This window comes from Stenotrophomonas daejeonensis, from assembly GCF_001431505.1.
Lineage (GTDB): Bacteria > Pseudomonadota > Gammaproteobacteria > Xanthomonadales > Xanthomonadaceae > Stenotrophomonas > Stenotrophomonas daejeonensis.
This window is the reverse complement of sequence record NZ_LDJP01000070.1, coordinates 1-14,783: the sequence shown is the minus strand read 5'-3', so window position 1 is coordinate 14,783 and position 14,783 is coordinate 1. Positions and strand designations below refer to the sequence as shown.

13 protein-coding genes are annotated in these 14,783 nt (G+C 67.9%); 5 read left to right on the top strand and 8 right to left on the bottom strand.

Going from position 1 to position 14,783, the window contains the following annotated elements; all coding sequences use genetic code 11:
* The first annotated feature begins 197 nt into the window (after positions 1 to 197).
* Both ABB34_RS11740 and ABB34_RS11735 read left to right on the top strand, forming a co-directional pair.
* Complete coding sequence (locus ABB34_RS11740; RefSeq protein ID WP_057641518.1) at positions 198 to 2,264, top strand: carbon starvation CstA family protein; 2,067 nt, start codon at positions 198 to 200, stop codon at positions 2,262 to 2,264.
* On the top strand, positions 2,264 to 2,488 hold the full coding sequence (locus ABB34_RS11735; RefSeq protein ID WP_057641517.1) for a YbdD/YjiX family protein: 225 nt from the start codon (positions 2,264 to 2,266) through the stop codon (positions 2,486 to 2,488). Before ABB34_RS11740 ends, ABB34_RS11735 begins: the two co-directional genes overlap by 1 nt.
* A 182-nt stretch (positions 2,489 to 2,670) precedes the next feature.
* Here the strand turns inward: ABB34_RS11735 and ABB34_RS11730 are convergent, their stop codons facing one another.
* The 3 genes from ABB34_RS11730 to ABB34_RS11720 form a co-directional block, all read right to left on the bottom strand.
* The gene (locus tag ABB34_RS11730; protein ID WP_057641516.1) at positions 2,671 to 3,921 is read right to left on the bottom strand and encodes a DUF819 family protein; all 1,251 of its coding nucleotides are present in this window, start codon (positions 3,919 to 3,921) and stop codon (positions 2,671 to 2,673) included.
* Positions 3,922 to 4,215: 294 nt separating this feature from the next.
* Complete coding sequence (locus ABB34_RS11725; RefSeq protein WP_057641515.1) at positions 4,216 to 6,324, bottom strand: S9 family peptidase; 2,109 nt, start codon at positions 6,322 to 6,324, stop codon at positions 4,216 to 4,218.
* A gap of 163 nt (positions 6,325 to 6,487) precedes the next feature.
* Complete coding sequence (locus ABB34_RS11720) at positions 6,488 to 8,446, bottom strand: OPT family oligopeptide transporter (protein WP_057641514.1); 1,959 nt, start codon at positions 8,444 to 8,446, stop codon at positions 6,488 to 6,490.
* Positions 8,447 to 8,616: 170 nt separating this feature from the next.
* Here ABB34_RS11720 and ABB34_RS11715 point away from each other — a divergent pair, with 170 nt between their 5' ends.
* The gene (locus ABB34_RS11715) at positions 8,617 to 10,395 is read left to right on the top strand and encodes a peptide MFS transporter (RefSeq protein WP_057641513.1); all 1,779 of its coding nucleotides are present in this window, start codon (positions 8,617 to 8,619) and stop codon (positions 10,393 to 10,395) included.
* A 44-nt stretch (positions 10,396 to 10,439) separates the two neighbouring features.
* On the opposite strand, the gene arsB is transcribed toward ABB34_RS11715, so the two are convergent.
* The 3 genes from arsB to ABB34_RS11700 are packed head-to-tail and all read right to left on the bottom strand — an operon-like array spanning position 10,440 to position 12,384.
* On the bottom strand, positions 10,440 to 11,471 hold the full coding sequence (gene arsB, locus ABB34_RS11710) for an ACR3 family arsenite efflux transporter (protein WP_057641512.1): 1,032 nt from the start codon (positions 11,469 to 11,471) through the stop codon (positions 10,440 to 10,442).
* Between the two features lie 13 nt (positions 11,472 to 11,484).
* Positions 11,485 to 11,997 (bottom strand): arsenate reductase ArsC, encoded by a 513-nt coding sequence (locus ABB34_RS11705; protein ID WP_057641511.1) that lies wholly within the window; start codon positions 11,995 to 11,997, stop codon positions 11,485 to 11,487.
* 54 nt (positions 11,998 to 12,051) lie between these two features.
* Positions 12,052 to 12,384 (bottom strand): ArsR/SmtB family transcription factor, encoded by a 333-nt coding sequence (locus ABB34_RS11700; protein WP_057641510.1) that lies wholly within the window; start codon positions 12,382 to 12,384, stop codon positions 12,052 to 12,054.
* Between the two features lie 17 nt (positions 12,385 to 12,401).
* Here ABB34_RS11700 and arsH point away from each other — a divergent pair, with 17 nt between their 5' ends.
* Positions 12,402 to 13,133, top strand: coding sequence for an arsenical resistance protein ArsH (gene arsH / locus ABB34_RS11695; protein WP_057641509.1), 732 nt, complete (start codon positions 12,402 to 12,404; stop codon positions 13,131 to 13,133).
* A gap of 151 nt (positions 13,134 to 13,284) precedes the next feature.
* Here the strand turns inward: arsH and ssb are convergent, their stop codons facing one another.
* Positions 13,285 to 13,815 (bottom strand): single-stranded DNA-binding protein, encoded by a 531-nt coding sequence (ssb, locus tag ABB34_RS11690; protein ID WP_057641508.1) that lies wholly within the window; start codon positions 13,813 to 13,815, stop codon positions 13,285 to 13,287.
* A gap of 136 nt (positions 13,816 to 13,951) precedes the next feature.
* Positions 13,952 to 14,545 carry a DUF2239 family protein gene (locus ABB34_RS11685; RefSeq protein ID WP_057641507.1) on the bottom strand — a complete coding sequence of 198 codons (594 nt, stop codon included), beginning with the start codon at positions 14,543 to 14,545 and terminating at the stop codon, positions 13,952 to 13,954.
* A gap of 14 nt (positions 14,546 to 14,559) precedes the next feature.
* Between ABB34_RS11685 and ABB34_RS15545 the strand changes: the two genes are divergently transcribed.
* On the top strand, positions 14,560 to 14,783 hold a 224-nt coding region (locus ABB34_RS15545), incomplete at its 3' end, for a hypothetical protein (RefSeq protein ID WP_211258203.1).

Here is a 14,783-nt window from a genome sequence, read left to right as displayed (position 1 = left end):
ACGATGGTGGCAAGGGCCGGCGGCGCCAAGCGCCGGCAGCGCAACCGATCGTTCCGCCACCGGCGCGACGCCCGCGCATTCAGTCGCGCGGGCACCGCGGTCTACGACCAAAGTTGCATCCGCGAAACGGCCGTCGTCGTTGACCCCCGGCCACCGCGGGAGCGACCCTTGCTGCGGTTTTCCCGCGAGGTGACTCGATGAAAGGTTTCTCCAAGGCCGGATGGGCAGTGCTGTCCCTGATCGGCGCATGCTGCCTGGGCGTCGTGGCACTGCGCCGCGGCGAACACATCAACGCACTGTGGATCGTGGCCGCGACGGTGTCGCTGTACCTGGTCGCGTTCCGCTACTACGGGTTGTTCATCGCCAACAAGGTGCTGGGCGTGGACCCGACCCGCGCCACCCCGGCGGTGATCAACAACGACGGCCTGGACTACGTGCCGACCAACAAGCACGTATTGTTCGGCCACCACTTCGCCGCGATCGCCGGCGCCGGCCCGCTGGTCGGCCCGGTGCTGGCCGCGCAGATGGGCTACCTGCCCGGCACGCTGTGGCTGATCGCCGGCGTGGTGCTGGCCGGCGCGGTGCAGGACTTCATGATCCTGTTCATCTCCAGCCGCCGCAACGGCCGCTCGCTCGGCGACCTGGTGCGCGAGGAGATGGGCCAGGTGCCCGGCACCATCGCCCTGTTCGGCGTGTTCATGATCATGATCATCATCCTCGCGGTGCTGGCGATGATCGTGGTGAAGGCGCTGGAAGGCAGCCCGTGGGGCATGTTCACCGTCATCGCGACGATGCCCATCGCGATCCTGATGGGCCTGTACATGCGCTACGTGCGGCCCGGCAGGATTGGCGAGATATCGGTCGTCGGCCTGGTGCTGCTGCTGGCGGCGATCTGGTACGGCGGCCGGGTCGCGGCCGACCCGGTGCTGGGGCCGATGTTCACCTTCACCGGCACCCAGATCACCTGGATGCTGATCGGCTACGGCTTCGTCGCCGCGGTGCTGCCGGTGTGGCTGCTGCTGGCCCCGCGCGATTACCTGTCCACCTTCCTCAAGATCGGCACCATCGTCGGCCTGGCGATCGGCATCCTGATCGTGATGCCGGAACTGAAGATGCCGGCGCTGACCCAGTTCACCGACGGCACCGGCCCAGTGTGGAAGGGCAGCATGTTCCCGTTCCTGTTCATCACCATCGCCTGCGGCGCGGTGTCCGGCTTCCACGCGCTGATCAGCTCGGGCACCACGCCCAAGCTGCTGGCCAACGAGGGCCACGCCGCCTACATCGGTTATGGCGGCATGCTGATGGAGTCGTTCGTGGCGATCATGGCGATGGTGGCCGCCTCGATCATCGAGCCGGGCATCTACTTCGCGATGAACAGCCCGGCGGCCATCATCGGCACCGACGTGGCCAACGCCGCGCAGGTGGTCAGCAACTGGGGCTTCGCGATCTCGCCCGAGCAGCTCACCGCCACCGCCGCCGAGATCGGCGAGCACAGCATCCTCTCTCGCGCCGGCGGCGCGCCGACGCTGGCGGTGGGCATCGCGCAGATCCTGCACGCGGTGCTGCCGGGCGACGGCATGATGGCGTTCTGGTACCACTTCGCGATCCTGTTCGAGGCGCTGTTCATCCTCACCGCGGTCGATGCCGGCACCCGCTCGGGCCGCTTCATGCTGCAGGACCTGCTCGGCAACTTCGTGCCGGCGCTGCGCCGCACCGACTCGTGGGTGGCCAGCTTCATCGCCACCGGCGGCTGCGTGGCGCTGTGGGGTTACTTCCTGTACCAGGGCGTGACCGACCCGTTGGGCGGCATCAACATGCTGTGGCCGCTGTTCGGCATCGCCAACCAGATGCTGGCCGGCGTGGCGCTGCTGCTGTGCACGGTGGTGCTGTTCAAGGCGAAGAAGGAGAAGTACGCGTGGGTACCGGTCATCCCGGCGATCTGGCTGCTGGTCTGCACCACCGCCGCCGGCTTCATCAAGATCTTCTCCGATGAACCGGCGGTGGGTTTCCTCGCGCAGGCGCACAAGTACCGCGACGCCATCGCCGCCGGTAACCTGCTGCCGCCGTCGAAGGACTTCGACCAGATGCACCAGGTGATGGTCAACAACTACATCAATGCCGGGCTGACCGCCCTGTTCCTGTTCGTGGTGTTCGCGGTGCTGGTGTATTCGATCAAGACCATTGCTGCCGCGCGTCGCTCGCCGGTGCGCACCGACCATGAAACGCCATATGTGGCGCTGAAGCCGCACGAGGTGGACCTGTAATGGGCACCGCGCTGGTCCCGGCCGGCCAGCACCAGGCGTTCCGCCGCACCTGGCGGCGCCTGGTGCAGACCGCGCGGCTGTGCTGTGGCGTGCCGGACTACGACAACTACGTGCGGCACATGCAGGAGAAGCACCCGGAGCGCGAGGTCATGGACTACAAAACCTTCTTCCGCGAGCGCCAGGAAGCGCGCTTCGGCGGCAGGGGCGGGTTCCGCTGCTGCTGAGCCGGCAATGATGCAGGAACACGGAAGGCCGCCGAAAGGCGGCCTTCTCATGTCGGGAGTCTGCTCCGCATGGGGCTTCATCGATAAAGCCCCGCACCTACGCGGGCAGGTAGGTCGGGGTTACACCCCCGACGCTGCTGCCGGAAGCGTCGGGGATGTAACCCCGACCTACGGCAGCGGCCCTACGCGCCGGCCATCCATTTGAGCATCAGCCCGGTCATGTAGGCGATGACGGTGCCGGTGGCGTAGCCCACCGTGCCCAGCAGCACGCCCACCGGCGCCAGCGTCGGGTGGAAGGCCGCGGCCACCACCGGCGCCGAGGCGGCCGCGCCGATGTTGCCCTGCGAGCCGATGGCGAAGAAGAACAGCGGCGTGCGCAGCAGCCGGCCCACCAGGTACAGCAGGCCGATGTGCACGCCCATCCAGATCACCCCCAGCAGGAACAGCCACGGCCGGTCGGCCAGCGACAGCAGGTCCATCTGCATGCCGATGCAGGCGATCAGGAAATACAGGAACAGGGTGCCGATCTTCGAGGCGCCGGCCGCCTCCAGGTTGCGCACGGGGGTGAAACTCAGCAGCAGCCCGGTGACGGTGGAAAGCATCACCACCCAGACGAAGGCCGTATCCAGCGAGGCGCGACCGGCCCAGCTGACGTTGGCGCCGAACCACGCCGCCAGCAGCACCGCCAGCGCATGCGCCAGCCCGACCACGCCCAGGCCGACGCCGACGATCACCATCAGGTCGGTCAGGCTCGGGTTGCGCGCGCTCTTCGCCTCGTACTCGGCGATGCGGCGCTTCATGTCGTCGATCGCCGATGTGTCGGCGCCGGTGCGCGCGTCGATGGCTGGCGAGCGCCCGGCCAGCCACAGCAGCACCGCCATCCACAGGCTGGCGCAGGCCACGTCCACCACCGCGAACTGGCCGAAGGTGGTGGCATCGACGTTGAACGTCTCGCGCATGGCGGCCATGTTGGCGCCGCCGCCGATCCAGCTGCCGGCCAGCGCGGCCATGCCGGCCCAGGTGTCGCCGGCCACGGTCTGCGGATGGATGAACTTCATGATCTGGAACGACACCGCCGCGCCCAGCACGATGCCCGCGGTACCGGTGACGAACATCAGCAGCAGCTTCGGCCCGAGGCGGATGATGCCCTTCAGGTCGATGGACAGGGTCAGCAGCACCAGCGCCGCCGGCAGCAGCACGTCGCGGGCGATCGGGTTGTAGAGCTTGGTGCCGTGGCCGTCGATGATGCCGGCGGTGTTGTAGATGGCCGGCACGAAGTAGCACAGCAGCAATGCCGGCACCCAGGCGAAGAATTTCTTCCAGAACGGCGTCGGCCCGCTGGCCAGCCAGAAGATCAATGCCAGCGTCGCGGCGATCAGGCCAAGGCCGACGATGTCGTTGCTGATGAGGGCGGTAGTGCTGTCGGTCGGCATCAAGCCTGCTCCTGTCGATCGAATACGGTGACGCGGTGAGGCTTTCAAGCCCCTCTCCCACCGGGGCGAGGCCGCACGGTTTGCGCGCCACTGGCGCGCGTGCGGGTTGAGCGCCCACGCCGCTGGCGTGGGCCGGGGCGCGGAGCGGGGGTTGGGGTGAGGATACGGGCGAAGCCTCAATGCACTAATACACTGCGGGGCTTCGCCCCGTACCCTCATCCGCCCTTCGGGCACCTTCTCCCGGAGGGAGAAGGAAAAAAAGACGCGCCGTTGCCGGCGCGTCCCGCGTGCAGCTTACTGGCCGATGTACTGCTTCAGCCAGGCATTGACGGTGTCGTGCCACTGGATGCTGTTGTGCGGCTTGAGCACCCAATGGTTCTCGTCCGGGAAATACAGCAGCTTGGACTCGATGCCCTTGCGCTGCAGCGCGGTGAAGGTGGCCAGGCCCTGCTCCACCGGGATGCGGAAGTCCTGCTGGCCCTGCACCACCAGCATCGGCTTGCTCCAGTTGGCGACGTGGTTGACCGGGTTGAACTTCTCGTAGTTCTGCGGGACGTCATACGGCGTGCCGCCCTGCTCCCACTCGGTGAACCACAGTTCCTCGGTGGCATAGCCCATCGCACGCTGGTCGAACACGCCGTCATGGTTGACCAGGCACTTCCACGGCTCGTTCCAGTTGCCGGCGATCCAGTTGACCATGAAGCCGCCGTAGCTGGCGCCCAGCGCGCAGGCCTTGTCGCCGTCGAGGAAGGCGTACTGCTGCTGCGCCGCGGCCCAGCCCTTCTGCAGGTCTTCCAGCGGGCGGTCACCCCAGTGCTGGCTGATCGCATCGGTGAAAGCCTGGCCGTAGCCGGTGGAACCGTGGAAATCGATCATCACCACCGCATAGCCCTGCCCCGCGTAGGTCTGCGGGTTCCAGCGGTAGCTCCAACCGTTGCCGAAGCTGCCCTGCGGGCCGCCGTGGATCAGGAACGCGACCGGATACTTCTTGCCTTCCTGATAGTCGTGCGGCTTGACCACGTAGCCATGCACGGTCTCGTCGTTCCAGCCCTTGAAGCTGAACTGCTCGAACCCGCCCATGCGCACGTCCTTGAGCAGGTCGGTGACGGCCGGGGTGATGGCGCGGTACGGGCCGGCCACGGACTGGCCATCGGCGCGCTGGCGCTGGAACTCGTCGATCTGCGCGAGCGAGGCGACCACCACCTGGTCGTTGCTCTGCAGGGTGTTGCGGGTGAAGGCCAGGGTGTCGCCGGCAACCTCGAACGCGGAGATGCTGCCCTCGCCGGCCACCTTGCTGACCGCGCCATCGGCGACCTTCACCGCGAACAACGGGTGCTCGCCCATGTCCTGCGCAGTGGTGTAGATCGTGCCGCCGTCGGCGGACAGGGTGATGCCGTCGGCCGAGCTGTCCCACTGCGGGGCGATCTCGCGCAGCTGGCCGCTGGCCAGGTCCAGCGCCATCAGGCCGAAGCGGTCGGCCTCGAAGCCCGGGCGCTTCATCGCGCGGTAGTACAGGGTCTTGCCGTCGGCGCTGAACACTGGGCCGGCGTCCCACGCCGGGTTGCCGGCGGTCAGGTTGACCGGCGCCTTCTTGCCGGCGGCATCGAGCTGGTACAGGTCGAAGTTGGTCGACCACGGCTCTTCATTGCCGGCCACGCGGATGCTGGCGACCACCGAGGTGCCGTCCGGCGACCAGGTGAAGTCGTCATTGCCGCCGAACGGCTTGGACGGCGCGTCGCCGGCCAGGGTGGCGCTGATCGCCGAAGCGCCCTTCACCGGGCCCGCGCCGGCAGCCGGCAGCGGCGCCACGAACAGGGTGTTGCGGCGGCCGTCGGCCCAGGTGTCCCAATGGCGCACGAACATGCTCTCGAACACCACGCCGCTGTTCTTCGCCGCCTCGCGCTCCTTCAGGCGCGCGGCGGTGCAGCCCAGGTCCGAACCGCAGTCCTGGAACGCGGCGGTGCTGAACAGCACGCGGTCGTCCTGCGGCGAGACATGGTAGCCGTCCACGTCCAGCGCGAAATCGGTCAGCTGGCGCGCCGCACCGCCGGCCACCGGCATCGCGTACAGCTGCTGGCTGCCGTTCTTGCCGCTGAGGAAATACACGGTGCGGCCATCGGCCGACAGCGAGGCCGAATTGACGCTCCAGCCTGCCGGGGTGAGCTGCTTCGGCGGCGCCATGTCGCGGGTGCGCAGGTCGCGGATCCACAGGCTGCTGCTGGCCTTCAGGTCGGCATCGACGACGCGCTTGGCGAAGATCACCTGCGCGCCCTCGGCGGTGAGCAGCGGCGCGGACACGCGGTCCAGCTTGACCATGTCGCGGACTTCGAAACCGCGCGCATTGGCCAGCGCGGGCAGCGCGGCGAGCAGGCACAACGGCAACAGGGCGTGACGGAGCTTCATGGGTTACCTCCCCGGAAAGAGCGAAAAACGGATGGTAGGTGGTGGTCTTGCCGCCATGCAAAGGCATGAAGTCATGCTTTGGAACGAGGAACGAGAAAGCGCAGGAACAACGGCAAACGCGCGGTCATTGCTTCGACCTTGCTTTCACTCGTTCCTCGCCCCATCACGCCTGTTCGCCCTTCTTGCCGATCCGGTACAGCAGCAGGCCGACCAGGAACAGCACGAACAACCCCACCCAGGCCGAGAGCCCGGCCCAGATGCCGGCGAAGCCGCCCAGCGGCACCGCCAGCACGTCGCCGCGGCCGCTGGCCACGATCGGGATCGCGATGGCGATGCCCATCAGCGCCTCGCCGGTGATCAGGCCGGCGGCGAACAGCACGCCCGGGCGGTGCACGCGGTCGCGGCCGTCCTCGTCGTCGGGCTTGAGCTTGTGGAAACGCTCGACCAGGTGCGCCAGCAGGCCGCCGAGGAAGATCGGCACCATCAGTTCCAGCGGCAGGTAGATGCCGATGGCCGCGGCCAGCACCGGTACGCGGAAGCGCTTGCCGGTCTTCTTCAGCCATTCGTCGATGGCGATGATGACCGCGCCGACGCCGGCGCCCAGCGCGATCATGGTCCACGGTAGCTTGCCGCCGAACAGGCCACGCGCCACCGAAGCCATCAGGTTGGCCTGCGGTGCGGCCAGCGCATTCGGGTGCTCGGCGGTCGGCGCGCCGATGCCATAGGCGTGGGCCAGCAGGTTCAGCACCGGAGCCATGATCAGTGCGCAGGAGAACGCGCCGATGCCCAGCATCAGCTGCTGCTTCCACGGCGTGGCACCGACCAGGTAGCCGGCCTTGAGGTCCTGCAGGTTGTCGCCGCCGACCGCGGCCGCGCAGCACACCACCGCGCCGATCATGATCGCCGCCACCGGGCCCAGCGCCGAGTCGCGGCCCATCAGCAGCACCAGCACCGCCGAGGCGAACAGGATGGTGGAGATGGTGATGCCCGACACCGGGTTGTTGGACGAGCCGATCAGGCCGGCCAGGTAGGCCGACACCGACACGAACAGGAAGCCGGCCACGATCATGATGATCGTCATCGGGATGCTCACGTGCCATTGCCCGACGATGGCCTGGTACAGGCCCAGCAGCGGCAGGGTGAAGGCCACCAGCGCCACCAGCATCCACTTCATCGGCAGGTCGCGCTCGGTCTCGGCCAGCTGCACCGCGCCGGCGCTCTTGCGCGCGGCGGCGAAGCCGCTCTTGATGCCCTTGAGCAGCGACTTGCGCAGCGAGAACAGCGTCCACACCCCGCCGATCAGCATCGCGCCCACGCCGAGGTAGCGGATCTGCGAACCCCAGATCGCGAACGCCGCGTCGCTGGCGCCGGCATCGGCGATGGCGCCGGCCAGCGCCGGGTTGCCGTCGATGAAGAACGCCTGGTACAGCGGGATGGCGATGTGCCAGGACAGGATCGAGCCGGACACCACCACGATGCCGACGTTCAAGCCGACGATGTAGCCCACGCCCAGCAGCGCCGGCGACAGGTTGGTGCCGATGAAGGCGGTGACCCTGGAGCCGCCGACGTAGGCCGACTGCGTCCACGCATCGGGCAGCAGGCGCAGGCCCGAGGCCGCGGCCAGCTTGACCAGCCCGCCGATGGCGGCCGACAGGCCCAGGATCTTCATGCCCGGGCCGGGGTTCTCGCCGGCCTTGAGCACTTCGGCCGCGGCCTTGCCCTCAGGGAACGGCAGCGGGTCCTCGACGATCATCGAGCGCCGCAGCGGCACCGAGAACAGCACGCCGAGCAGGCCGCCGAGGCCGGCGATGCCCAGCACCCACCAGTACTTGAAGTCCGGCCAGTAGCCCATGATGACCAGCGCCGGGATGGTGAAGATCACGCCGGCGGCGATCGACGAGCCGGCCGAGGCGCCGGTCTGGACGATGTTGTTCTCCAGGATGGTGCCGCCGCCGAGGAGGCGCAGCACGCCCATCGAGACGACGGCGGCCGGGATGGCGGTGGCGATGGTCAGGCCGGCGAACAGGCCGAGGTAGGCATTGGCGGCGGACAGGATCACCGCCAGCACGACGGCGAGCAGCACCGCGCGAAAGGTGAGCTGCCGGGGTGCAGCGTTGTTCATCGGGAAGTTCCCACTGGCAAAAATCGTTGCAACGCTAACCGTTTGCCCGACGGCAAGTCCAGCCGCGATGCGGCAATCGCCGGCGGGGCCGCGCACGGGCATGCCACGGCCCGGTGCCGGCGGCGGGTCCGCGCCTATACTCGCGGACTTTCCGCCGCCAGCGCTCGCCCATGTCCGCCATTCCCCTGCCCGCCCCGCGCACGGACGACTTCCTCGGCCACCCCAAGGGCGTCTACGTCTGCTTCTTCACCGAGATGTGGGAGCGCTTCTCCTTCTACGGGATGAAGGCGCTGCTGCTGTTGTACCTGACCAAGTACCACTTGTTCGGCGACAAGGCCGGGCTGGACCTGCTCGGCGCCTACGGCGGGCTGGTGTACTGCATCCCGGTGTTCGGCGGCCTGCTCGCCGACCGCTGGCTGGGGATGCGCAAGGCGGTGGTGTTCGGCGGCATCCTGCTGGTGCTGGGCCACGTCGGCATGGCATTCGAAGGCCATGAGGCAACCCGCGTCGGCGGCGAGGTGGTGCGCGACGAAGCCGCGTTGACCGTGACCTACCTGTCGCTGGCGCTGATCATCATGGGCGTGGGCTTCCTCAAGCCCAACATCTCCACCATCGTCGGCAAGCTCTACCCGGACCGTGCCGATGGAAGCGGGGACCCGCGCCGCGACTCGGGCTTCTCGCTGTTCTACGCCGGCATCAACCTCGGCGCGCTGTTCGCCTCGCTGGTGTGCGGTTTCATCGGCGAGGCCTACGGCTGGAAATACGGCTTCGGCGCCGCCGGCATCGGCATGCTGGTGGGCCTGGCGATGTTCCTGTGGGGCCAGAAATACCTGCACGGCCATGCCGAGCCGCCGCAACCGGTGGCGCTGCGCGAGCGCGTGGCCGGGTTGCCGCGCGAATGGCTGATCTATGCCGCCGCCCTCGTCGGCGTGCTGCCGGTGGCGGCGCTGATGTGGGCCGCGGCCAACGGCGCGTTCGCGCTGGGCGGCGAACTCAGCCTGGCGCTGATGCTGATGATCGTGGTGCTGGCCGGCGTGCTGCTGTGGTTCGCCTGGTTCACCGGCACCCAGTGCACGCCGGTGCAGCGCCAGCAGATGATCGCGCTGATGGTGCTGATCTTCATGGCGCTGGTGTTCTTCACCCTGTACGAGCAGACCTATGGTTCGTGGGTCACCTTCACCGACCGCCTGCTGAGCAAGGACCTGGTGCCGGCGCTGGTGGTGCGCGACGGCACCCCGCTGCCGTGGTCGATCGCCTCGCTGCTGCTGGCACCGCTGGGCTTCGTGGTGGCGGCAAGGCTGTCCGACCGCAACCCGGCCTCGAACGCGCCGCGCCTGCTGTTCGCCATCATCGTCGCGGCGATGCTGGTGATGCTGGTGCGCGACTGCCTGGTGCTGCCGCAGAGCGCCGGCTCGCTGACCTACCTCGGCGCATTGTTCCTGGTGCTGCTGGCACCGCTGTTCGCCGCGCTGTGGGCGTGGCTGGACAAGCGCCGGCTGGACCCGTCCAAGCCGGTGAAGTCCTCGTTCGGCCTGCTGTTCGGCGCGCTGTCGTTCGTGCCGCTGGCGCTGGCCGCGCAGCACGTCGGCGCCACCGGGCAGATGGCCAGCGTGTGGTGGCTGGTGCTGGCCTACCTGATCCTCGAAATCGGCGAGATGTGCCTGTCGCCGGTGGGCCTGTCGGCGGTCACCCAACTGGCGGCGCCGCGCGTGGTCAGCCTGATGATGGGCACCTGGTTCCTCGCCACCGCGTTCTCCGAGACATTGGCCGCGCTGTTCGGCAAGCTCGCCGCCATCGACGTGCCCGAAGGCGAGGTGATGAACCTCGCCGAGGCCGCCGCCCGCTACGAACACCTGTTCTGGCTGCTGATGTGGATCGGCCTGGGCTGCGCCCTGCTCGCCCTGCTGGCCTCGCCGCTGCTCAAGCGGATGATGCACGGGATGCGCTGAGCCGCCCCCGCCGCGCGCGGACACGGGCCCCGGCAAGCCGCCCTTCAGCCCACGCTGCGCCGGTCATACCAACCCCGTGACCGGTTGACCATGTGGACCACGGACAACATCACCGGCACCTCGACCAGCACGCCGACGACCGTTGCCAGCGCAGCCCCCGAGTGGACACCGAAAACGCTTACCGCCGTCGCCACCGCCAGCTCGAAGAAATTGCTCGCGCCAATCAGGGCCGATGGACCCGCCACGCAATGGGCCACGCCCAGCCTGCGGTTCAGCAGGTAGGCCAGCCCGGAATTGAAATAGACCTGGATGAGGATGGGTATGGCCAGCATGGCGATGACCAGCGGCTGCGCCATGATCTGCCGGCCCTGGAAGCCGAACAGCAATACCAGCATCAGCAACAGGGCCGTCAGCGAAAGCGGGCCGAGCCTGGCCAGCCAGCGGTCGAGCCGCGCTTGTCCACCATTGCGCATCACCCAGGCGCGCAGGCACGTGGCGATGATCACCGGCACCACGATGTACAGCCCTACCGAGATGGCCAGCGTGGCCCACGGCACGATGATCGAGGAAATGCCGAGCAGCAACGCGACCAGCGGAGCGAACGCCACCACCATGATGGCGTCGTTCAAGGCCACCTGGCTGAGGGTGAAGGCCGCATCCCCGCGGCACAGGTTGCTCCACACGAACACCATCGCGGTGCACGGTGCGGCCGCCAGCAGGATGAGGCCGGCGACGTAGGAATCCACCTGCTCGGCCGGCAGCCACGGCGCGAAGACATGGCGCAGGAAGAACCACCCCAGCAGGGCCATCGAGAACGGCTTCACCGCCCAGTTGATGAACAAGGTGACGCCGATGCCGCGCCAGTGCTGGCCGATCTGGCGCAACGCGCCGAAATCGACCTTCATCAACATGGGCACGATCATCACCCAGATGAGCACGGCCACGGGCAGGTTCACCTGCGCCCACTCGATGCTTCCCAGGCGTATGAAAACGGAAGGCCACTGGTGGCCCAGCAACGTGCCCACCACGATGCAGAGCGCCACCCACAGGGTCAGGTAGCGCTCGAAGAACCCCATGCGGGGCGCAGCGTCACTCACCGGCTTCGTCCCCGGCTTCGACAAAACCGATCCTGTCCAGGGCGACCTTGAGTCGTGCGCGGTCCTCCCAGACCGATGAAGGAAGCGCCAAGAAGGCCATCAGTCGGGCCTGGATGACACGATGGGCCTGCTTGAACGCCGCACGCTTGTCGTCATCGCTGCCACCGGTCGCCGCCGGGTCAGGCAACCCCCAATGGGTGCGTAGGAAATCCCCAAACACCACCGGGCAGGTTTCTGCTGCTGCCGAATCGCACACCGTCACCACCAAGTCCATGCGCGGCGCCCCCGGCGTGGTGAACTCGTCCCAGGACTTGCTGCGCAGCCCGGCGGTGGAGATCCCCTCCGCCTGCAGTTGGGCCAGCGCGAACGGGTTTACGGTGCCGGTGGGCTGGCTGCCGGCGCTGAACACCTTGAAACGGTTACCGGCCCACGCGCGCAGCGTGGCCTCGGCCAGGACGCTGCGGGCGCTGTTGCCGGTGCAGAGGAAGAGGACGTTGTGGGTCATGGCGAGGGTGTCGTGTGGAGGAAGGCGGGACGCCGCAGGAGAACGGTCGCTTGGTCAGCAGCCGCAGGTGGAATCGGTCACCTGCGCGCATTCGGCATCGCCCGAACCGGCGCAGCAGTTGTGGGTGAGGTACTCGATCAAGCCGTTCATTGCCTGGAAGTTGGCGCGATAACAGACATAGCGGCCCTGGCTCTCGCCCTCCACCAGGCCGGCATGTACCAGCTCCTTCAGATGGAAGGACAGCGTTGCGCCGGGAACGCCCAGTGCCTCGCCGATGTCACCGGCCATGCGGCCTGCGGGGCCGGCTTCGACCAGCAGACGGAAGGCAGCTAGGCGGGTCGCATGGCCCAGGGCAGTCAGGGAGGCGATTGCATCTTTCATTTCCATTTTTCTAGAATAATAGAATGAACAAGTCCGAACAATCCCCCTTAGACCTTCCCACCTACCTGGACGCCGGCCTGCTCCCCACGCCTGTGCACGAGGTACTGGGCACCAGCGACATGCACCCGCCCCGTATCCTGCTGTTGTACGGCTCGCTGCGTCCGCAGTCCTTCAGCCGAAAGCTGGCGCTGGAAGCCGAGCGCATCCTGCAGCACCTCGGCGCCGAGACCCGGGTGTTCGATCCGCACGACCTGCCGATGCTGGACAGCGTCGACAAGACCCACCCGAAGGTGGGGCAGCTATGCGAGTGGTCGCAGTGGTCGGAGGGCCAGGTCTGGGTGTCGCCGGAGCGCCACGGCACGATCACCGGCGTGTTCAAGAACCAGATCGACTGGCTGCCGCTGGAAGACGGCAGCGTGCGGCCGACGCAGGGCAAGACCCTGGCGGTGATGCAGGTCAACGGCGGCTCGCAGTCCTTCAACGTGGTCAACTCCCTGCGGGTCCTCGGCCGCTGGATGCGCATGGTCACCATCCCCAACCAGTCCTCCGTCGCCAAGGCCTGGCAGGAGTTCGGCGACGACGGCCGCATGAAGCCATCGGCCTATTACGACCGCATGGTGGACGTCATGGAAGAACTGATGAAGTTCACGCTGCTGGTGCGTGGCCGCAGTGACTACCTCGTCGATCGCTACAGCGAACGCAAGGGAGCGGAGGAAGCGCGGCACATATCGAGGGCCGCGGCAGTCGCAGAGTAACGCCCTGCCGCGGTACCGGACACCCGGCATGCAGGGCACCCCCGGCTTTTGGAGGTGGAGGGCAAGGCAACCTCCAAAAGCCGGACGAAGAAAAAGCCCTCGAAACCGAGGGCTTTCCGGGAAAAACCAGACAACTTCAGGAAGATGTCATTCAGAACGGGATGTCGTCGTCGGCGAAGTCGTCCATCGGCGGTGCGGCCGGCTGCTGGGCCGGGGCCTGGCGCTGCGGGCGCTGGCCGTAGCCGCCGCCCTGATCCTGATTGCCGTAGCCGCCACCGCCGCCCTGCTGGCGCGGGGCCTGCTGGCGCTGCGGGCGATCGCCGCCGTAGCCGCCACCGCCACCTTCACCGCGGCCGCCGAGCATCTGCATCTCGTTGGCGACGATGTCGGTGCTGTACTTCTCCACGCCGTCCTGGCCGGTGTACTTGTCGTAGCGCAGCTCGCCCTCGACGTAGACCTGCGAGCCCTTGCGCAGGTACTCGCCGGCGATTTCGCCGAGCTTGCCGAAGAACACCACGCGGTGCCATTCGGTGCGCTCCTGCTTGTTGCCGTCGCGATCGTTGCGCACGCTGGTGGTGGCCAGGCTGATGCGGGTCACGGCCATGCCGCTCTGGGTGTATTTCACGTCCGGGTCGTTGCCGAGGTTGCCGACCAGGATGACTTTGTTGATGCCGCGGGCCATGTGATTCGCTCTTTGCGTTGTGTGCCGGGGTTTATGCCGGCTGCGGCCGGCATCCGTGGTTCCCGGTGCAGGCGCCGGGAGGGAACGGGACGTGGGATGGTAGCAACCCCGCCATCCCGCGCCCACCCTGCTTCCTTCATCCGGCGCCCTGCGCCGACAGGCTGGCGAGGTAATCGCCTACGTCGGCGGGCCATTGCCGGAGGAATCCGGCGAAAGCGGCCTCGTCGCCGGCGAACAGGGCGCGGCTGGCTTCCTCGAAGCCCGGCAGGTCGCCCGCCAGGGCGAGCATCGCCCGGTACTGCGCCTCGCGGCGCTGGCGCAACTCGCCGGCCCCGCCCTCGCGCCGCCGCGCTTCTTCCACCAGCCTGCGCAACGCCTGCGAGGCGCCCCCGGGCTGCGCCGCCAGCCATTCCCAGTGCCGCGGCAGCAGGGTGACCTCGCGGGCCACCACGCCCAGCCGGGGCCGGCCGCGCTCCCTCGGCGCGGGCGTGGCCTTGTCGTCGGCGGCCGGGAACCGCGCCCGCAGGCGCTCCAGCACCGTCCCGGCATCGCCCCGCAAGTCGACATCCAGCGTCTGGCCGCTGCGGTCGTCCAGCAGCAGCAAGGGACGTCCGTCCGCGCCGACGCCCGCGCGTGCGGCGGCTTCCTGCACCACGTCCTGCAAGCTGCCCCGGGCCAGCAGGCGGTTGCCCGCGAACAGCGCGTGGGGGGCTTCCAATGTGTCGTTCATGGCTTCCTCCTAATTTGACCCGGATGATATTAACGCCATGTTTTTACCCGGGCAATATTTTTGATGCGACGACGCCAGCAACGCAGGTTGTCGCAGGCATCGCGCGACCCGGCCCGTCCATCGAGGGAGGGAGGGAGGGAGGGAGCGCCACGCCACCACCGGCCGCGGAAGCAATCGCGCATGGCATGATGGCCGGCTTCTTCACGCTGCCGGCAAAGGTGGTCATCAAGGGCAAAAA